This is a genomic window from Flavobacterium psychrolimnae, from assembly GCF_003312425.1.
GTDB lineage: Bacteria > Bacteroidota > Bacteroidia > Flavobacteriales > Flavobacteriaceae > Flavobacterium > Flavobacterium psychrolimnae.
In genome coordinates this window covers 50,348-69,335 of the sequence record NZ_QNUX01000008.1, presented here as the reverse complement: position 1 = coordinate 69,335, position 18,988 = coordinate 50,348, and the positions used below count along the sequence as shown (strand labels likewise).

Genomic DNA, 18,988 nt, shown 5'->3' with positions numbered 1-18,988 from the left:
ATTAATTTAAAAAATTAAAACATGGATTTAATGGGAATGATGGGCAAACTTAAAGAGACCCAACAAAAGATAGAAGACACAAAAAAACGTTTAGATACTGTTCTAATTGACGAACAAAGTTCGGATGGTTTATTGAAAGTAACGCTGACAGCTAACAGAACTATAAAATCAATCACTATTGACGATTCATTATTGGAAGACAAAGAACAATTAGAGGATTATATGATTTTAGTAATGAATAAAGCGATTGAAAAAGCAACTAAATCCAATGAGGCAGAACTTGATGCTGTTGCAAAAATGGATATGCCAATGATTCCGGGAATGGATAATTTGTTTAAATAAAAAAGTTTAAAGTTTAAAGTTTAAGGTTTAACGTTTTTGATTGCGATAAAAACGTTAAACCTTAAACTTTAAACAAATTGCCTAAGAAGACTTACACTAACTTTTGTAGCGTTTCTAAAACATACGTGTGCATTACTTCTTTATAATCAAGATGCGTAACGATTCGCAATTTTCCATGACCCATGGAACTTATTAAAATATTTTTTTGTTTCAACAATTCAATTAAGTTCTTCTCGATACAATTTGGAACCAGTGTGAATATCAAAATATTAGTTTCAACAGGCTCCACTGATGCAACCCAGCTTACGTTTTTCAAAACTTCCCCTATTTCTTTAGCTCTTCGATGATCTTCAGCAAGGCGTTCTATATTATTATCCAAAGCATAAATTCCGGCTGCCGCTAAATAACCTACCTGACGCATTCCGCCACCTAATATTTTTCGGATACGCAACGCTCTATGAATCGTGGCTTTATCACCCAATAATACTGAACCAATAGGCGCTCCCAAACCTTTAGACAAACAAACCGAAATCGTATCAAAAAGTCTCCCAAATGCTTTTGGATCTTGATTTTTGGCTACCAAAGCATTCCAGATTCGAGCACCATCCATGTGAAATTTTAAATTATTGGCATCACAAACCATCTTTATTTTTTGCAAATCTTCCAATTCGTAGCATGCGCCGCCACCTTTATTGGTTGTATTTTCAACACAAACTAAACTCGTTAACGGACTGTGGTAAAATTCCGGATCATTAATCGCTCCAGCCACTTGTTCCGCAGTTATCATTCCGCGATTTCCATCTAATAAACAACATGAAACACCACTGTTAAAGGAAACTCCACCGCCTTCGTAATGATAAACATGCGCATATTTGTCAGCAATCAATTGTTCTCCAGGCTGTGTATGTAATTTTATCGCTGTTTGGTTTGCCATCGTTCCTGAAGGAAAGAAAAGTCCCGCTTCCATTCCGAACATTTCTGCAACCTTTGCTTCAAGTTCAATAACCGTAGGATCTTGTTTGTAAACGTCATCACCTACTACAGCATTTAACATGTGAACCAACATTTCGCGTGACGGTTTTGTAATCGTATCGCTAACTAAATTTATTTCCATATTATTTTTTTATTTTTGATAAGGGCAAATCACGACTTGCCCCTGCGTAAAATTTTTCTATTTTTGTGCCACAAATTTACACAATACCGTTTGTTAATTCCAACTAGTTCCGTTAAAACTAAACTAATTGTAGTACACAACGGCATTTTTGATAAATATTGAAATCAGACCTATTAAATTAATATAATTTTATGACAACTACCGAACAAATCAAAGGTATTGTAGAGCGCCTTGGTGCGTTGAGGAGGTATCTTTGACGTTGATGCCAAGCTAATTGAGATTTCAAACGAAGAAGAGAAAACTTTTGCACCAGACTTTTGGAACAATGCCAAAGAAGCTGAACTCATTGTAAAAAACCTCCGAAACAAGAAAAAGTGGATTGAAGATTACAATAAAGCGGTCGAAATGACTGAAGAATTGCAGCTCGCTTACGATTTCTACAAAGAAGGTGAACTTACGGGAGAAGAATTAGACGAACATTACACAGCTACGCAAGCGCATATTGAAGCCATCGAATTCAAAAACATGCTTTCGGACGAAGGCGATACTTTGAGTGCAGTGGTACAAATAACCGCTGGTGCCGGTGGAACTGAAAGTTGCGACTGGGCCGAAATGCTCATGCGCATGTACATGATGTGGGGCGAAAAATATGGCTATAAAATCAAAGAACTGAATTTCCAGAAAGGAGAAGCAGCAGGTATAAAAACTGTAACCCTTGAGTTTGAAGGTGATTATTCTTTTGGTTATTTAAAGGGAGAAAACGGAGTACATCGATTGGTAAGAATATCACCATTTGACAGTAATGCCAAACGTCATACCTCATTTGCTTCAGTATATGTTTATCCACTTGTAGATGACAGTATAGAAATTGAGATTAATCCTGCTGATATCGAGATTACGACTTCGAGATCCAGCGGTGCGGGAGGACAAAATGTAAATAAGGTGGAAACTAAAGTGCAATTGTTTCATAAACCAACCGGAATCCAAATACAATGTTCCGAAACACGTTCCCAGCAAGACAACAGACAACGTGCCATGCAAATGTTACGATCTCAATTATACGAAATTGAATTAAAAAAGAAACAGGCACAACGCGCGGATATCGAAGCAGGGAAAATGAAAATAGAATGGGGTTCCCAAATCAGAAATTATGTTATGCAACCTTATAAATTAGTCAAAGATGTTCGTACCGGATATGAAACCAGTAACGTTGATGGAGTGATGAACGGAGAAATTGACGAATTCCTGAAAGCCTATTTAATGATGATGGGACAAAAAGAAGAGTAATGTTATCCTATTATTAAAAAAATATCCTACAATAAGCAAATCGCTATATTGTAGGATTTTTTTATTACTTTTGTTTTAAAATCACTCTTTATCAAATGAAAAAATTACTTCTTCTATTCGTTTTGTTATCCTCCGAAACTTTTTATGCTCAGAAAAAAGTATACTTTACTGAAGACTTTAAAGAGCTACCGTCTCCAGAAAATGCGATTTATTATACTATTTATGAAGACAGTCCAGAAGGAACATTACGAACAACGTACTATCTAGATAATTCTCTTTTTTCCAAAGATCATTATTCTAATTACAAAAAAAGAATTTTAAACGGAACATCCGAACGTTGGTATAAAAATGGCGCAAAAGAAATGCTGGCGATTTATGTAAAAGGAAAACAAGAAGGTCCACAAACACGTTATTATGAGTCGGGAAAAATTAAAAGAGTTGAAAATTATAAAAACGGGGATTTTGTAGACGGGAAATGTTATGATGAAAACGAAACAGAAATAGCGTTTTTCCCATACTACATAAAAGCAGAATTCCCCGGAGGAGAAAAAGCATTTTATGACTTCATTGCCTCTGATTTTAAAAAACCAAATAATAGTGTTGGCCAAGTTATAATTGGGTTTTCAGTAGAATTGGATGGTACTTTAAATCATTTCGAAGTAATAAAAAGTGTGAACAAAGAAATTGATTTAGCAGTGATCAAGACATTAGTAAGAAGTCCAAAATGGCTACCTGGAAAAATTGATGGTAAGGCAAGCGTAACAAAGCACAAACTTCCGATTACATTACAATCATTCGAAGGAAAACAATCAAAAATTGTTAGAACTAAAATGGAGGATTAATTAGGATAACTACGGGTAAATTCTTTTATTTGAAAAATATTTAACAACCAAATCCGATACATATTTAATGAAATCCTACACAATTCAAGAAATTAATGAAGTTCTAAATGGAGAAATAGTGGGAAATACTTTTCACAGTATTACTGCACCTGAACAACTTGAGGCCGCTAATGAATCTGAAATTTCATTTATTGGAAACAAGAAATATGAAAAATTTTGGGCTACCTCAAAGGCTTGTGTTGCAGTTGTTAATGAAGATATTACTATTGAACCCGGAGAAAACAGGGCTTTCATAAAAGTAAAAAATGCTGATTTGGCGATGTCACAAGTATTAGAACTTTTTGCCCCTCCTTCACCATTATTCAACATTGATATTCATCCAACCGCAATAATAGACGAAACAGCAACTATTTGCAATGGAGTCCGCATTGGAGCTGGTTCTTATATTGGACCAAAAGTTGTCGTTGGTGATAACACAACAATCTATCCAAACGTGACTATTCTTGATGAATGCACCATTGGAAAAAACACTGTAATTTGGTCTGGTACCGTTATTAGAGAAAGATGTCACATTGGAAGCGATTGTATTATTCACCCCAATGCTACAATAGGCGCAGATGGTTTTGGTTTTAGACCTGACCCACAAAGAGGTTTGGTGAAAATTCCTCAAATTGGAAATGTGATTATTGGCAACAATGTCGAAATTGGCGCAAATACATGCGTTGACAGAGGTAAATTTAGTTCTACCATTTTAGGTGATGGTTGCAAAATTGATAATTTAGTCCAAATAGGTCATAACAGTAAATTAGGGAAATTTTGTATTATGGCTGGAAATAGTGGACTGGCAGGATCTGTGACATTAGGAAACGGTGTTATTATAGGCGGAAGCGCATCTATAAAAGACCACACGACTATAGGTGATGGAGCCATAGTAGGCGCCGGTTCTGGTGTAACAGGAGATATTCCGGCAGGAAAAACCATGTTAGGATATCCAGCTGTTGAAGCTCGAGATGCATTGAAGCAATGGGCGATCTTGAAAAGACTCGTAAATGAATCTAAAAAATAATTACTAGCTTTTTTATTGAATTCACAAAAAAACAGAAGTTCGCTTCTGTTTTTTTGTTTTAATAGTAAACAAATATTCGATTTTCATTATTTACAATTTAAAATAATAAAATTTATTTAGTTGGATTTTGTATTTTAGCGCAAACTTTTTTTAACACTATTTCATCATGGATTTGAACTTCAACAAAAACGAAGACCACAATAAACTTTTACTTTCCGCTTTGCGTCAAAAATTAAGCGTAGTTAAAATGGGAGGCGGCGAAAAACGCATCCAAAAATTACACGGAGAAGGCAAAATGACTGCACGCGAACGTATCGATTATTTATTGGATCCAAAGGCGAAATGTATAGAAATTGGGGCATTTGTTGGTGAAGGAATGTATGCGGAACACGGCGGTTGTCCATCAGGAGGTGTTGTGGTAAAAATAGGATACATCCGAGGAAAACAATGTATTGTTGTGGCAAATGACGCTACCGTAAAAGCAGGTGCTTGGTTTCCTATCACCGCAAAGAAAAACTTACGTGCACAAGAAATTGCGATGGAAAACAGGTTGCCAATCATCTATTTAGTGGATAGTGCCGGAGTTTACTTGCCGTTGCAAGATGAAATTTTCCCTGACAAAGAACATTTCGGACGTATTTTTAGAAATAATGCCCTGATGAGCAGTATGGGAATAACTCAAATTTCTGCTGTAATGGGAAGTTGCGTTGCCGGAGGTGCTTATTTACCAATTATGAGTGATGAAGCCATGATTGTTGATAAAACGGGAAGTATTTTTTTAGCTGGAAGTTATTTAGTGAAAGCTGCCATTGGCGAAAGCATCGATAATGAAACATTGGGCGGAGCAACAACACACTGCGAAATTTCGGGTGTTACAGATTATAAAGCCAAAGATGATAAAGATGCATTAGACAAAATAAAAAATATAGTCGACAAAATAGGTGATTTTGACAAAGCAGGTTTCAGCCGAATTAAAGCTGAAAAACCGGCATTAGACGAAAATGAAATCTATGGCGTTTTGCCAAAAGCCAGAAATGAGCAGTACGACATGATGGAAATCATCAATCGTCTGGTTGATAATTCTGAATTTGAAGCCTACAAAGACGGTTACGGTCAAACTATTATTACCGGTTATGCCAGAATTGACGGTTGGGCAGTAGGAATTGTGGCTAATCAACGAAAAGTAGTAAAAACTAAAAATGGCGAAATGCAATTTGGAGGCGTAATTTACTCTGATAGTGCGGATAAAGCCACGCGTTTCATTGCCAATTGTAATCAGAAAAAAATACCTTTAATATTCATACAAGATGTAACCGGATTTATGGTTGGATCTAAATCTGAACATGGCGGAATCATAAAAGATGGTGCCAAAATGGTAAACGCCGTTTCTAATTCGGTTGTACCAAAGTTTACAGTAATCGTAGGAAATTCATACGGAGCAGGAAATTATGCTATGTGCGGAAAAGCGTATGACCCAAGATTAATTTTTGCTTGGCCAAGTGCAGAATTAGCCGTTATGGGCGGAACGCAGGCTGCAAAAGTATTGGCACAAATTGAAGCTTCATCGCTTAAAGCAAAAGGTGAAGTCGTAGATGAACTCAAAGAAAAAGAATTGTTCGATAAAATAAAAGCCAGATATGACGAACAAGTTTCGCCATATTATGCCGCTTCTAGATTGTGGACTGATGCCATTATCGATCCAAAAGACACCAGAACTTGGATATCTATGGGAATTGAAGCGGCCAATCACTCGCCAATTGAGAAAAAATTTAATTTAGGAGTTATTCAAGTTTAATACTGATTTTCAAATACTTACAGTAATATTTTGTATATTTATGGCTGTTTTACTCTTGCTTTTCAGCAATTGTAAAACAGCCTCATTTATTATACAATACTCAAAAATCTTAACCTAATTCATTTTATTAATTTAAACTTGAATAAGAAATGAAAAAGATTTTGGTTTTACTATTTAGTATAATGTTACTAATAGGTCACACAATTTATGCACAAAACAAATTAGGCAATTCTGATGCTCAAAAAGAAAAGAAACCTATTTATTTTGAATCGGGACTGAATGCATCCTTACCGGTTCATATCGAGATGTATCGAACGCACCGACTGGCGATTGGTTTGAATGCGAGAGCTGGAAAATTGATTTCAAAGAAAGTTGAATTAGGAATCCGATTTGATTATGATTACCGGTTCATCCGAAAAAACACTCGAATTCTAACCCCAGAAAGCACACTGCAAGAAAGAGCCAGTCACAATAACTTTAGCCTCTTTAGCCTAAAACCCAATATTCAATTCAATATGAATTCGCATTGGTTTTGGGGTGCAGAAACGGGAGTGGGATATGTTTTATCCGACGAGGACAGTAAAATAGGAATGGGTTTTGTGTCAGAATATGCCAGCGATCAACAATTTGGCTTATGTTCTGGACTTTATGTAGGTCGGTATTTTATCATTAGCCCTAATAAAAACAAATTTGGAGTTTCCATGAATTTAACCCAATTTCTGGCGCTTGGACATGCTGAAAACAGTTTAGGTTTGAGATTCAATTACCGATTTATTAACTGATTTACATTAAAAAAAGTATCAAATTCAAAAGTGTCTTCCAGAAAAGATTGTTTTGAATTTGATACTTATACTAATTTATATACTTTCCAGTATTTCTTTTCTTTTCAGCTTACCATTTTCAGTTTCGGAAAATTTTGCTACATAAAATACTTCTTTTGGTTTTTCATATTTATCTAAACCATCAAAAATATTATCTTCTAAAGTTTGATTTTCACCCTCGATTACTAAAACTAATTTTTCGCCTAAATCAGCGTCTTGTATTCCAGTTACAAAAAATCTGGATTGAATCTTTGAAGACAATTTATCTTCAATTTTCTCCGGAATTAATTTAACCCCACCGCTATTGATTACATTATCTATTCTTCCTAAAAAAACAAACTGATTCTCACCAACTAATTCCACTAAATCATTGGTGACAATAGCTTCTTCTGAAATTTTAGGTGCATCAATAACCAAACAATTTCTGTCATCTTTAGCAATTTTTATATTAGGCAAAACTGAAAATGCCTTCTCCCCTATTTTTTTTGCTGCAATATGCGTGATAGTTTCAGTCATACCATAAGTTTCGTACACCTGCGTTTTCAATTTAGAAAGTCCTTTTTCTAAAGCATTGTTCATCTTTGCTCCGCCAACAATCATCTTTTTCACATTATTTAATTCTGCTAAAGAGTTTTGGGCTTGCAAAGGAACCATTGCTACAAAATCATATTTGGTGTCATTTTTCAACATCGGATGCGAACTTGGCGCTACAAAATCGATATCAAGACCAAGAATAAAGCTTCGAACAAACATCATCTTTCCAGCGATATATTTCGTTGGCAAACAATGTAATGCTTTATCACCCGGTTGTAAATCAAAAAAGTCACCTGTGGCAATTGCTGAATTGACCATTGCTTGTTTCTCAATTCGGATTATTTTGGGCGTTCCCGTAGTACCGGATGTATTCAGTTCCAAATAGGATTTATTGTCAAACCAATCGAGTACAAAATCTCCAACAGACTTTTCATACTCATCGCCTTCTTTGATAAAACTATACGCAACTCGGCATAAATCATTTCGGTTCAGATGAAATCCGTTCAATTTAAACAGATTATGAACATTCTGATAAGTTATTGTATTGGTCATGAGTGAGTATTTTTTTTAAATTATTTAATGCTTAAATCAACTATATTTTCCCGGTTAATTTTTCTTTCCAGTTCGTCCAGTTGTATTTTTTACTAAAGATAAATAAAAGTATTGGGTAAATTATGACAACTGGTAAAATAACGTCTAATCCTGCTGAAGGATCTGAAATATCTTTAAAAATAGAATGCGTTTGAAAAGCAGACCAATCAGAAGTGATTAGCAATGCACCAATTAAATTATTAGCCGCGTGAAAGCCCAAAGCCAGTTCCATTCCCTCATCCATTAGCGTTATAATTCCCAAAAACAGTCCGGTCCCAATGTAATAAACCAAAACAATTGGACCAATTTTAGTGACTTCTGGATTAAACCAATGCATCCCCCCAAAAATAAGTGAAGTCATCAGTAACGGAAACCATTTGTTTTTAGCAAGATTAGCAAATCCCTGCATCAAATAGCCTCTGAAAATATATTCTTCGGAACTGGTTTGTATTGGAATAAGAAATATACCGATTAACGCCAAAATAGCAAATGGAACAGGTTTAAAGTTGATGACAAAATCACTTGGAGAATAATAATAAAATAACAATGTCGATACAATTGTTATTGCGGACCACATCATAAATGAAAAAACGATTCGGTTCCAATCTACTTTTGCTCTCGAAGTAGTGACAGAAAGTACCGTTTGATGGTGCAAATATCTTATGACCAAAATGATTCCGAGCATTATAAATACAAACGAAATCATAATCAAGAATAAAGTGAAATTGGGTTGAAAAAAACGCATGATTGCCTCATTGCTATTAGGATAAGGTTTTCCATTTACGAATGTCTCATAAAGTAATGCCATAAGGAGTGGTAACTGACCCAGAAATGAGGCGAAAATGATTATTAGGGAGCCAACAATATACTTCCAAAACTTATTTTCTGATTTTAATCCTTGTTCTATAAACATGCATTTTTAGTTTAATATTTTTACCTAATTAGTATAACAAATGTTATTTTTGCTACACTGAATATCCTTTCAATCCTAAATTATTTTATTTAAAATATGATACAAATATACCATAATTCCCGCTGTGGAAAATCCAGAAATTGCCTCGCTTTTGTGGAAAACTCAAAAAAAGAGTTTGAAGTTATCAATTATTTGATAAACCCACCTTCTTTTGAAGAGTTGTCTGATATTATCGAAAAATTAAATATAAAACCCATTGAATTAGTTCGTCAAAAAGAAAAAATTTGGATAGAAAATTTTAAAGACCAAAAAATGAATGACGAACAAATTATTCAAGCCATGATATCTAATCCTATTTTGATTGAAAGACCTATTGTTATTGTGGGAAATAAAGCAATTATAGGAAGAGATTTAGAGAGAGTATCCGAATTTATTTCATAAAAAACAGGTTTTTAATTAACATTTATTTGTGATTTGTAGTATTAAACCAAATCTTACTTTTGCAATCTAACGATTGTAACCAAAGTTTTTTTAAAAATGAAAAAAATAAAATCCGTTTTAATTCTTGTTCTCTTTTTCACAACCCTATTCAGTTTTGCCCAACAAGGTCCTGCTGTTCCAAAAATCAAAATTTCTGGAAAAGTAGTAGAAAAAATAAGCAAACAACCGCTCGAATATGCTACAATTACTTTTTTAGCACCTAATAATCCAAAACCAGTAGCTGGTGGAATTACTAATGCGACTGGAGAATTTGACATTGAAGTTAACCCAGGTATTTACGACATAAAAATCGAGTTTATCTCATTTAAATTAAATGAGTTCAAACAAAAAAATCTTCAAAAAACTACCAGTTTAGGACTAATCAGTTTAGAAGAAGATGCCAATCAATTGAATGAGGTTATCATTCGTTCCGAAAAAACAACGGTTGAAATCAAATTAGATAAAAAAGTATACAACGTAGGAAATGACCTTATGGTAAAAGGCGGAACTGTAAGTGATGTTCTGGATAATATTCCTTCTGTTGCTGTGGATGTCGAAGGTAACATAAGCCTTCGTGGAAACGAAAATGTAAGAGTTCTTATTGATGGAAGACCTTCAAATGCTATTAACATTGCTGAAGCATTACGATTAATTCCTGCTGATGCTATTGAAAAAGTAGAAGTAATTACTAATCCGTCTGCACGTTATGATGCTGAAGGTGGTGGAGGTTTATTAAATATCATCCTTAAAAAAGGAAAAAATCAAGGTTTAAACGGAACAATAATTGCGTCTGCTGGATATCCTGAAAATTATGGTTTAAGCGGAACTTTAAATTATAAATCAAAGAATTTCAATCTTTTTACAACACAAGGATACAATGACCGTAGTAATCCTGGAAATGCATTTACAAATTCGAGATATTTAAATAAGGATAATACAACTCGAAATTATGTAAATGAAACTAGAGAAAACGAAAGAGACAATAAAGGTTACAATGGAAACTTTGGAATGGAATGGTATTTAAGCGAAAGCGTTTCATGGACTAATACTTTCAACTACAGAAAAAGTAACGGAATCAATGTGGATAACGTTTTCCAGAATAACTATGATGCAGGATTTAATTATGACTACACTCGTAACCGTATAAATTTAGAAAATAGTGACAGTGAAAACGTAGAATTTGCAACTAACTTCACTAAAAAATTCAAAAAAGACGGTCATAAATTAACAATTGACGGTTCTTTCTCTACAAATGATGACATTAATGATGCTTTGATTACCGACACGGCAACAAACACAAGTGTAGTAAAATTTGACAATACGATCAACAATCAAACTCAAAGCAGAAATTTGCTTCAAATGGACTATGTTTTACCTTTTGGAAAAGGAAGTCAGTTTGAAGCAGGTTACCGTGGTGATTTCTCCGAATTACTTACAGATTACAGAGTTGATAATGATGGCGTAATCAATCAAAATTTCACGAATACATTAGAATATAAAGAAAAAGTAAATGCGATTTACACTCAATACGGAGTGAAGATCAATAAATTTTCAGCTTTATTTGGATTGCGTTTTGAAGATTCTAATATTGAAATCAATCAATTAGCAACTAACGATTTCAATACTAAAAAGTATAATAACTTTTTTCCAAGTGCATTTTTCACTTATGAAATCTCAGACGAAAGCAGCGCTTCTTTAAGTTATAGCCGAAGAATTCAAAGACCAAGAGGAAGGATGTTGAATCCGTTCAGTAACTTATCAAGTAACATCAATATTTTTGTTGGAAATCCAGATTTAGATCCAGCATTTTCAGATGCAATTGATTTTGGTTACATTAAAAGATGGGAAAAACTAACTTTCAATACTTCCTTATACGTAAATAAAACAACTGATGTTTTCCAATTTGCTCGAAGAGAATCAGGTGATTTTGTTGTAGATATAATTGACGGTGAAGATACAGTTGTAAATGGAGAAGTAACACAAATTAATGGTGGTCAAGATACTCGTACACCTATTATCATTAGTTCACCTATTAACTTAGCTACAGAATATAGAGTGGGATTTGAATTCACGTTAAATTATTCTCCTTTCAAATGGTGGAAATTAAACAGTAACTTCAATTTCTTCAGAAACGAAACTCAAGGAGATTTTACTTATACTGATTTTAAAAATAATGAAATTGTACAAAATTTTGATAACGTAGCAACTTCATGGTCTACAAGATTGACTTCAAAAATCACATTGCCATACAAAATTGACTGGCAGACTAATGCAACGTACAACGGTCCGCAAAATAACGCACAAGGAAGAAGCTTAGGTGTTTTTGCAGCAAACATTGCATTCAGTAAAGACATATTAAAAGATAAAGGAACACTTTCATTCAACGTGAGTGATGTTTTCAATTCAAGAAAAAGAATGATGGAAACTTTCCTTCCGGGGACTGTTGATTCTTACAGCGAAATGCAATGGAGAGTAAGACAATTTAATTTATCATTCACATACCGTTTTAACAAACCTAAAAACGAAAGAGAACAACCTAAAAGAAATCAAGGGGATAATGAAGGAGATTATCAAGGATAACAAAATTAAGGACTCATGAAAATGGGTCCTTTTTTTATAAGTCACTTAATCTAAAAAAATAAAAAAAGTATAAGCATAAAAAAAAGGGCCCATAAATGAGTCCTTTTTTTATTTAACAAAAAGATTAAACTGATTGTTCTTGCTTCTTTTTTGCTCTTTTCTCCTTGTATGCTTCCCAACTTGCTCCACCTACCCAATAGGATACGAAACCAACTAGAAAAAACATCAACCAAAATCCTATAGTAAGAATGGTTAAGAAAAGTAAAAAGCCTAAGTACTGTGAAAATTCAAACATGTTTTCCGGAATTTTGAATGTAGCCACAAATGTAAGTTTAATTCCTTTTCGTACCAATAAAAAACCATAAAAACTATCAATCAATTTTTATAAAAAAGGAATTATCCGTATTTTTGAACTCAGAATTTGGAGCTGTTTCCCGCTGTACACTACAATCTTTTCTTTTTGAAAATAAAAAGAAAAGGATTTCCATTCCCATCAGGGCTAAAAACATAATAAACAATATAATTATTTCTAAATAACAACAAAATGAAATTCAGAATAGAAAAAGACACCATGGGTGAAGTGCAGGTTCCAGCTGAAAAATATTGGGGCGCACAAACAGAACGTTCAAGAAATAACTTCAAAATAGGTCCATCAGCATCGATGCCAAAAGAAATTATTGAAGGTTTTGCTTATCTTAAAAAAGCAGCGGCTTACGCTAATTGTGATTTAGGAGTTTTACCAGTCGAAAAACGCGACGCTATTGCTGCAGTTTGTGATGAAATCCTTGCGGGAAAATTAGATAATGAATTCCCATTGGTGATTTGGCAAACTGGTTCAGGAACGCAAAGTAACATGAACGTAAATGAAGTTGTTGCTAATCGTGCACAAGTTCTTAAAGGATTCAACATTGGCGAAGGCGAACAATTCATTAAAGCAAATGACGATGTAAATAAATCGCAATCTTCAAATGACACGTTCCCAACAGGAATGCACATTGCGGCTTATAAAGCAGTTGTAGAAGTTACTATTCCCGGAGTTGAAAAACTAAGAGATACACTTCATGCCAAAGCAGTTGAATTCAACAATGTCGTAAAAATAGGTCGTACGCACTTGATGGATGCTACTCCACTTACATTAGGGCAAGAAATTTCAGGATATGTAGCGCAATTGAACTACGGTTTGAAAGCGGTTAAAAACACATTGGCACACTTATCAGAAGTGGCTTTAGGTGGAACAGCGGTAGGAACTGGATTAAACACACCAGAAGGATATGATGTAAAAGTAGCGGAATATATTGCTGAATTTACTGGACATCCATTTGTAACTGCCGAAAATAAATTTGAAGCACTAGCCGCACACGATGCCATTGTAGAAACACACGGTGCCTTAAAACAACTGGCCGTTTCATTGAATAAAATTGCCAATGATGTGCGTATGTTAGCTTCTGGACCACGTTCCGGAATTGGAGAAATCCTTATCCCTGAAAATGAGCCTGGATCTTCTATCATGCCTGGAAAAGTAAACCCAACACAATGTGAAGCATTGACTATGGTTTGCGCACAAGTTATGGGAAATGACGTAGCAATATCTGTTGGAGGAATGCAAGGTCATTATGAACTGAATGTTTTCAAACCATTGATGGCTGCAAATTTCTTGCAATCAGCGAGATTACTTGGTGATGCATGTATGTCTTTTGACGAACATTGCGCTCAAGGTATCGAACCTAACTACAAACGTATCAAAGAATTGGTTGACAATTCATTAATGTTGGTTACGGCTTTGAATACCAAAATTGGCTATTATAAATCAGCTGAAATTGCTCAAACTGCACATAAAAACGGAACAACCTTGAAAGAAGAGGCGGTTCGTTTAGGATATGTAACTCCAGAAGATTTTGATGCTTGGGTTAAACCCGAAGATATGGTGGGAAGCTTGAAATAATTATTTTTCAATGATGAATTATTAATTATAAGTATAAACCAAAAAACCCTGCAACTTACATTGCAGGGTTTTTAATTTATTTTAAATAATTGAGCTTCTTAAATGAACTTATATGACTTATATGGTTTAAATGTATCAAAATACTAAGTTAATTTTAGTTAAAAAAAACATCCGAAATTCTACTACTTATTAATAGCATCCATGACTTCCTTCATGATTCGAATGCTTTTCAATTTGTCTTCATGATTAAAAATTGGGCTGGTAATCATCACTTCATCGATACGGGTATATTCGATAAATTGCTTTAATTCTGTTTCCAATTTCTTTTTGCTTCCTACAAATGAGCAAGCAGTCATTTGATTGACATGAAAATGCTCTTCTTCGCTCATAATTCCATCTAACGAATCAACTGGCGGCTGCAATGGCTTTCTGTCATTCCGAATCAAATTCAGAAACATTTGAGTCAAACTAGTTGCTAATTTTTCAGCTTCTTCATCGGTTTCGGCAGCTGTTGCGTTTACACATGCCATCGTTTTGGGTTGGTCTAAAAATTCCGAAGGTTCAAAATTATCTCTATAAAACTCAAATGCCTGATGCATTTGTTTTGGTGCAAAATGTCCTGCAAAAGCATACGGTAATCCATTGGCAGCAGCCAAACCAGCACTATCCATACTGGAACCTAAAATCCAAATGGGAACTTTAATTCCTTCCGCAGGGAAAGCACGCACTTTTGCAGTAGCATTATCCTCTGAGAAAAATTGCTGCAATGAGGCAACATTTTGAGGAAAGCGTTGCGATTGTTCAAAGAAATCTTTCCGAATCGCTTGCGCGGTTAAACCATCCGTTCCTGGCGCTCTTCCTAATCCTAAATCGATGCGGTTGGGATATAAAGTCTCAAGGGTTCCAAATTGTTCCGCAATTATAAGTGGAGCATGATTAGGTAACATGATTCCGCCTGAACCTACGCGGATATTCTGGGTTTCACTGGCAATATAACCAATCAAAACAACTGTTGCCGTACTGGCTACATGTGCCATATTATGATGTTCGGCTAGCCAAAATCTGTTGTATCCTAAACCGTCAGCTAATTGTGCTAAAACTTTTGTTTTTTGTAATGTTTCGCTTGCATTACTATTTTCGGTGATTATTGCTAATTCTAATATAGAAATTGGAATATTTTTTGTCATTATAAATTTCTGATTTTGAACAAAATTAATCATTTACAATCGAGCCAAAAATTGTGCGGTGTTAATTGATTTATAATATTTCAAAAGTAAAACAGATTTTCAGCCACTAGTTTGAATAAAAAAACCTGCAACATTACATTACAGGTTTAAAAAAATCATTTAAAAACAGGACTTATTTCCCATCAACATAATCCTGTAAATAACTAAATCTTGGAGTTAATTTTCCATTTTCAGTAATCTTAGCTCTTTGTAAAATTCCGTCTTTATCATTATTGAAAAACGCAGGAACTACATGTTCCAACACCATTTCTCCAAATCCTTCACTGGCATCTTTGGGCAATTCACAAGGTAAATTATCAACGGCCATGACCACAATTGCGGCAGGATGAAAAACTTCAACTTCTTTATCTTCGTTTGGAAAATATCCGTACAAAGGTTCTGCAATAGTCGATGATCTAAGCGTGCAGGCAATTGGACCGTTAACATCGCAGGAAACATCAGCCACAACTTTGATTTTACAATCTTTGGACTGAAGCATTTCACGGGTTAAAATCACGGGAGCTTCATTGGCATGAAAATGACCTGAAACATAAATATCAGATACTTTAGTAAATCTTTCGAAATCAGAAATATATTCATTCGGATTCTGATAAAAATCAGTGAAATCTAAAACCTGTCCATCTTTTCGTTTGTTGTAATCTAAGACGTCAATTTGAGTATAAACAGGTTGAGTATAGTTTTTAGTCAAATAATTCTCTACCGATACTTCCTTAATTTTTATTGCATCTAGAATTTCTTTGACTCCATTCCCCACTTTTCCGGTTCCTGTAATTACAAATTTCAAAGGAGGCAATACGACTCTTTTTAAATGTGTAATCAAGGCTTCTTTACCCGAAAGTGTTTCTGCTTTTGGTAATTTAAACAATTCGAATTTGATTCCAAAAGCGCGAATGCTATTATAAGCGCCTACAATTCCGGCATAACGCCCAAAACCTATAAGCCTACGATTATTAGCATCAACTATAGTTTCATAATCATACAAATTGATGTTTTTTTCTAATATTGCCTGTAATAATTTTCGATTGTAAGGCTGTTTTTTGATGGTATGCGAAAAAAAGAAATACGATTTATTAGGTATCAAATTTTCTACCGGCACTTCCTTTACTCCAAAAAAAATATCACAATCGCTGATATCATCAGTCAATTCGATTCCGAGATTTTCATATTCCGAATCAGTAAAAACCCTAATATCAGAACGCTCTACTTTCACAGTGACATTTTGATGTTGCTGTTTTAACGTTGTCAGCTCATCTGGTGAGAAAACAACTCTACGATCTGGCGGATTTTTTCTTTCTTTTATGATTCCAAATTTCATATATTTCGTATGCTTTTATTTATTTTAATATAACTTTATAATACGTATTTGTTACAAATATAACAATTTAAACTAAATTGAATTTAATTTTCAATAAAAATACACAGACCGAAAACGACTACCCACTGATGTCCAAAATGATACCAAAAATGGGATTACAGCCTACTGATAAAATAGTGTTAAGGTTTAGAAAAAACACCCTTTGAAAAGACATTGATTCTATATATTTGCCTTTCTAGCACTACAGAAATGAATTTTATAAAAAAAACAAATATACTACATATATTCCTCCTCTTTTTAATTTTGGGTTCTTGCGCAAAAGAGAAAAAGAAAGTTGAGTTAAGCGATGACAAACTCCCAAAGAGTACATTGCCTAAGATGAAGCCGTTAACAAAACCAGAGCCTAAACTTACGGCAGAATATATCAATTCGAAAAAACAAGAAATAGACTCTTTTTACAAAAAAAACTGGCCTAATAATAGTGCAAACGGAAGTTTTCTAGTTGCTAAAAACGGCCAAATTATTTATGAAAAATACGAAGGCTACTCTAATTTTAGAGATAAAACATTAATTACAAAAAATACACCTTTGCATATTGCATCAGTGAGCAAGGTGATTACCGCAACCGCTATTTTGAAACTCGTAAATGCAAAAAGAATAGAACTGGATCAAAAAGTAAATACAATTCTGAAAGAGTTTCCTTATCCGGAAGTTACCATAAGAACATTACTTAATCACAGAAGCGGTATGCGTCATTACTCCTATTTTACAGATCGTGACAAAAGCATTTGGGACAGACACAACATTCTTACCAATCAAGATATTCTGACCATTATGGCGACAAAAGATATTGGTTTAGAATTCAAAACCGATACTCGTTTTAGTTATTGTAATACCAATTATGCCATGTTGGCATTAGTAATTGAAAAAATCACTAAACTTCCCTATAAAGAAGCCATGAAACAGATTATTTTCAAACCGCTTGGCATGAAAAATACGTATGTTTTTGACTATGAAAGAGATAAAGACACTGCTGTTACTTCCTATAAAGGAAATAAAGTCGAGATCGGAAAAGATTATCTGGATGCAGTTTACGGAGATAAGAACATTTATTCGACACCGCGGGACTTGTTAAAATTTGACAGAGCCAGAAACAATTCCGCTTTTTTAACGCCTGAATTACAAAGTAAGGTTTATAAAGGCTACAGCAATGAACGTAAAGGGACAAAAAATTACGGTCTTGGAATTCGAATGGTCAACTGGGAAACCGGGCAGAATTTTTATTTCCACAATGGCTGGTGGCACGGAAATACCTCATCCTATATAACATTACGAAAAGAAGGTGTAACCATAATAGCGCTTTCTAATAAATTTACCCGAAAAACGTATGACGTACGTAAATTGGCTGTATTATTTGGTGACTATCCGTTCCGATTAAAAGACGAATAAAAAAAGGTACGATTTTTGAAATACTGATGTCAATACAGCAATAGTAGTTCAGATAAAAAGTGTACATTTGCAAACTCAAAATTCTGGTTTGGATTTTGAAATAAAAAAGGGGTCGACTGGTTTTGACAGCAAGTCGAATTGATAAGTAAGCACGTCGAGCATTGAGACCTTGCTCGTAAATATAAGATCTTACAATTTTACACGGCGAAAATAACTACGCTTTAGCTGCATAATCCGAATTATAGTACGATTAAGCCACGTTCCTATCAGATAGGAAAGCTGGATTCTCCTTGAAAGCCTTGGTTTGTGGCGTTCAGTTCAGGGGAACCGTAAAAATAAACCTAGATTTCCATAAGCTTCGGGTGGATTTCAAAATTAAGAAGATAAGTAGCGTGTGGCTGTTTCTGGCCTAGCACACTATCGAAAACTCAATCAGAAAATAAACGCGTAGAAAGCTTTTTAGTTGCTTGTTTGGACCCGAGTTCGATTCTCGGCGACTCCACAAAAAATCCGAAAATCAATGATTTTCGGATTTTTTTATGATTAAATCTCATAAAAATAAAAGTCTTACAAAGGTTTTTACTGCTATTGCAGTGTTGTAAGGAATCTAATTTCTATTTCCAATATCATTAAATCGATAAAATCGATTGATTAAAATCATCAATCTTAA

General features: G+C 34.3%; 16 protein-coding genes and 1 other RNA gene. 11 read left to right on the top strand and 6 right to left on the bottom strand.

Translation table 11 applies throughout. The features are described from left to right. The first annotated feature begins 21 nt into the window (after nucleotides 1-21). A complete protein-coding gene (locus DR980_RS09790) occupies nucleotides 22-342 on the top strand; it encodes a YbaB/EbfC family nucleoid-associated protein (protein ID WP_113635572.1) in 321 nt (106 codons plus the stop codon). 91 nt (nucleotides 343-433) lie between these two features. On the opposite strand, the gene DR980_RS09785 is transcribed toward DR980_RS09790, so the two are convergent. Further along, nucleotides 434-1,456, bottom strand: coding sequence for a threonine aldolase family protein (locus DR980_RS09785; RefSeq protein WP_113635570.1), 1,023 nt, complete (start codon nucleotides 1,454-1,456; stop codon nucleotides 434-436). A gap of 191 nt (nucleotides 1,457-1,647) precedes the next feature. Here DR980_RS09785 and prfB point away from each other — a divergent pair. From prfB to DR980_RS09760, 5 genes are all read left to right on the top strand, one after another. Then, nucleotides 1,648-2,743 (top strand): peptide chain release factor 2 gene (gene prfB / locus DR980_RS09780; RefSeq protein WP_113635568.1). Its coding sequence is split into 2 segments (ribosomal slippage): nucleotides 1,648-1,710 and nucleotides 1,712-2,743, totalling 1,095 coding nucleotides; the frame shifts between segments, so codons are not numbered across the junction. A 95-nt stretch (nucleotides 2,744-2,838) separates the two neighbouring features. After that, a complete protein-coding gene (locus DR980_RS09775) occupies nucleotides 2,839-3,585 on the top strand; it encodes an energy transducer TonB (RefSeq protein ID WP_113635566.1) in 747 nt (248 codons plus the stop codon). A 67-nt stretch (nucleotides 3,586-3,652) separates the two neighbouring features. Continuing rightward, nucleotides 3,653-4,651: a UDP-3-O-(3-hydroxymyristoyl)glucosamine N-acyltransferase gene (gene lpxD, locus DR980_RS09770; RefSeq protein WP_113635564.1), complete on the top strand. Its 999-nt coding sequence runs from the start codon at nucleotides 3,653-3,655 to the stop codon at nucleotides 4,649-4,651. Between the two features lie 166 nt (nucleotides 4,652-4,817). Beyond that, a complete protein-coding gene (locus DR980_RS09765; RefSeq protein WP_113635562.1) occupies nucleotides 4,818-6,446 on the top strand; it encodes an acyl-CoA carboxylase subunit beta in 1,629 nt (542 codons plus the stop codon). 149 nt (nucleotides 6,447-6,595) lie between these two features. Further along, nucleotides 6,596-7,228 carry a hypothetical protein gene (locus tag DR980_RS09760; protein WP_146779235.1) on the top strand — a complete coding sequence of 211 codons (633 nt, stop codon included), beginning with the start codon at nucleotides 6,596-6,598 and terminating at the stop codon, nucleotides 7,226-7,228. Nucleotides 7,229-7,303: 75 nt separating this feature from the next. Here DR980_RS09760 and DR980_RS09755 read toward each other — a convergent pair whose 3' ends face one another. Then, nucleotides 7,304-8,353 carry an AMP-binding protein gene (locus tag DR980_RS09755; protein ID WP_113635558.1) on the bottom strand — a complete coding sequence of 350 codons (1,050 nt, stop codon included), beginning with the start codon at nucleotides 8,351-8,353 and terminating at the stop codon, nucleotides 7,304-7,306. Nucleotides 8,354-8,393: 40 nt separating this feature from the next. Next, a complete protein-coding gene (locus tag DR980_RS09750; protein ID WP_113635556.1) occupies nucleotides 8,394-9,305 on the bottom strand; it encodes a CPBP family intramembrane glutamic endopeptidase in 912 nt (303 codons plus the stop codon). Between the two features lie 96 nt (nucleotides 9,306-9,401). Between DR980_RS09750 and arsC the strand changes: the two genes are divergently transcribed. Both arsC and DR980_RS09740 read left to right on the top strand, forming a co-directional pair. Next, entirely contained in the window at nucleotides 9,402-9,746 is a 345-nt protein-coding gene (gene arsC / locus DR980_RS09745) for an arsenate reductase (glutaredoxin) (protein WP_113635554.1), read from the top strand. A gap of 96 nt (nucleotides 9,747-9,842) precedes the next feature. Beyond that, the gene (locus tag DR980_RS09740; RefSeq protein ID WP_113635552.1) at nucleotides 9,843-12,365 is read left to right on the top strand and encodes an outer membrane beta-barrel family protein; all 2,523 of its coding nucleotides are present in this window, start codon (nucleotides 9,843-9,845) and stop codon (nucleotides 12,363-12,365) included. A gap of 124 nt (nucleotides 12,366-12,489) precedes the next feature. On the opposite strand, the gene DR980_RS09735 is transcribed toward DR980_RS09740, so the two are convergent. Continuing rightward, a complete protein-coding gene (locus DR980_RS09735; RefSeq protein WP_165150931.1) occupies nucleotides 12,490-12,687 on the bottom strand; it encodes a hypothetical protein in 198 nt (65 codons plus the stop codon). Between the two features lie 222 nt (nucleotides 12,688-12,909). Here DR980_RS09735 and fumC point away from each other — a divergent pair, with 222 nt between their 5' ends. Further along, on the top strand, nucleotides 12,910-14,307 hold the full coding sequence (fumC, locus tag DR980_RS09730) for a class II fumarate hydratase (protein ID WP_113635550.1): 1,398 nt from the start codon (nucleotides 12,910-12,912) through the stop codon (nucleotides 14,305-14,307). A 182-nt stretch (nucleotides 14,308-14,489) separates the two neighbouring features. Here fumC and DR980_RS09725 read toward each other — a convergent pair whose 3' ends face one another. Together DR980_RS09725 and DR980_RS09720 are read right to left on the bottom strand one after the other, a co-directional pair. Continuing rightward, complete coding sequence (locus DR980_RS09725; protein ID WP_113635727.1) at nucleotides 14,490-15,494, bottom strand: LLM class flavin-dependent oxidoreductase; 1,005 nt, start codon at nucleotides 15,492-15,494, stop codon at nucleotides 14,490-14,492. A 172-nt stretch (nucleotides 15,495-15,666) separates the two neighbouring features. After that, nucleotides 15,667-16,869 carry an NAD(P)-dependent oxidoreductase gene (locus DR980_RS09720; protein ID WP_113635548.1) on the bottom strand — a complete coding sequence of 401 codons (1,203 nt, stop codon included), beginning with the start codon at nucleotides 16,867-16,869 and terminating at the stop codon, nucleotides 15,667-15,669. 249 nt (nucleotides 16,870-17,118) lie between these two features. Between DR980_RS09720 and DR980_RS09715 the strand changes: the two genes are divergently transcribed. Both DR980_RS09715 and ssrA read left to right on the top strand, forming a co-directional pair. Then, nucleotides 17,119-18,318, top strand: coding sequence for a serine hydrolase domain-containing protein (locus tag DR980_RS09715; protein ID WP_113635546.1), 1,200 nt, complete (start codon nucleotides 17,119-17,121; stop codon nucleotides 18,316-18,318). A 108-nt stretch (nucleotides 18,319-18,426) separates the two neighbouring features. Continuing rightward, nucleotides 18,427-18,823: a transfer-messenger RNA gene (gene ssrA, locus DR980_RS09710) on the top strand. Nucleotides 18,824-18,988: the final 165 nt, after the last annotated feature.

What these genes read in the sequence shown, in the direction of transcription:
- lpxD (WP_113635564.1), top strand. Translation starts at nt 3,653, where the DNA reads ATGAAATCCTACACAATTCAAGAAATTAATGAAGTTCTAAATGGAGAA.
- DR980_RS09750 (WP_113635556.1), bottom strand. Translation starts at nt 9,305, where the DNA reads ATGTTTATAGAACAAGGATTAAAATCAGAAAATAAGTTTTGGAAGTAT.
- DR980_RS09755 (WP_113635558.1), bottom strand. Translation starts at nt 8,353, where the DNA reads ATGACCAATACAATAACTTATCAGAATGTTCATAATCTGTTTAAATTG.
- fumC (WP_113635550.1), top strand. Translation starts at nt 12,910, where the DNA reads ATGAAATTCAGAATAGAAAAAGACACCATGGGTGAAGTGCAGGTTCCA.
- DR980_RS09790 (WP_113635572.1), top strand. Translation starts at nt 22, where the DNA reads ATGGATTTAATGGGAATGATGGGCAAACTTAAAGAGACCCAACAAAAG.
- DR980_RS09740 (WP_113635552.1), top strand. Translation starts at nt 9,843, where the DNA reads ATGAAAAAAATAAAATCCGTTTTAATTCTTGTTCTCTTTTTCACAACC.
- DR980_RS09725 (WP_113635727.1), bottom strand. Translation starts at nt 15,494, where the DNA reads ATGACAAAAAATATTCCAATTTCTATATTAGAATTAGCAATAATCACC.
- DR980_RS09785 (WP_113635570.1), bottom strand. Translation starts at nt 1,456, where the DNA reads ATGGAAATAAATTTAGTTAGCGATACGATTACAAAACCGTCACGCGAA.
- DR980_RS09775 (WP_113635566.1), top strand. Translation starts at nt 2,839, where the DNA reads ATGAAAAAATTACTTCTTCTATTCGTTTTGTTATCCTCCGAAACTTTT.
- DR980_RS09720 (WP_113635548.1), bottom strand. Translation starts at nt 16,869, where the DNA reads ATGAAATTTGGAATCATAAAAGAAAGAAAAAATCCGCCAGATCGTAGA.
- arsC (WP_113635554.1), top strand. Translation starts at nt 9,402, where the DNA reads ATGATACAAATATACCATAATTCCCGCTGTGGAAAATCCAGAAATTGC.
- DR980_RS09760 (WP_146779235.1), top strand. Translation starts at nt 6,596, where the DNA reads ATGAAAAAGATTTTGGTTTTACTATTTAGTATAATGTTACTAATAGGT.
- DR980_RS09715 (WP_113635546.1), top strand. Translation starts at nt 17,119, where the DNA reads ATGAATTTTATAAAAAAAACAAATATACTACATATATTCCTCCTCTTT.
- DR980_RS09765 (WP_113635562.1), top strand. Translation starts at nt 4,818, where the DNA reads ATGGATTTGAACTTCAACAAAAACGAAGACCACAATAAACTTTTACTT.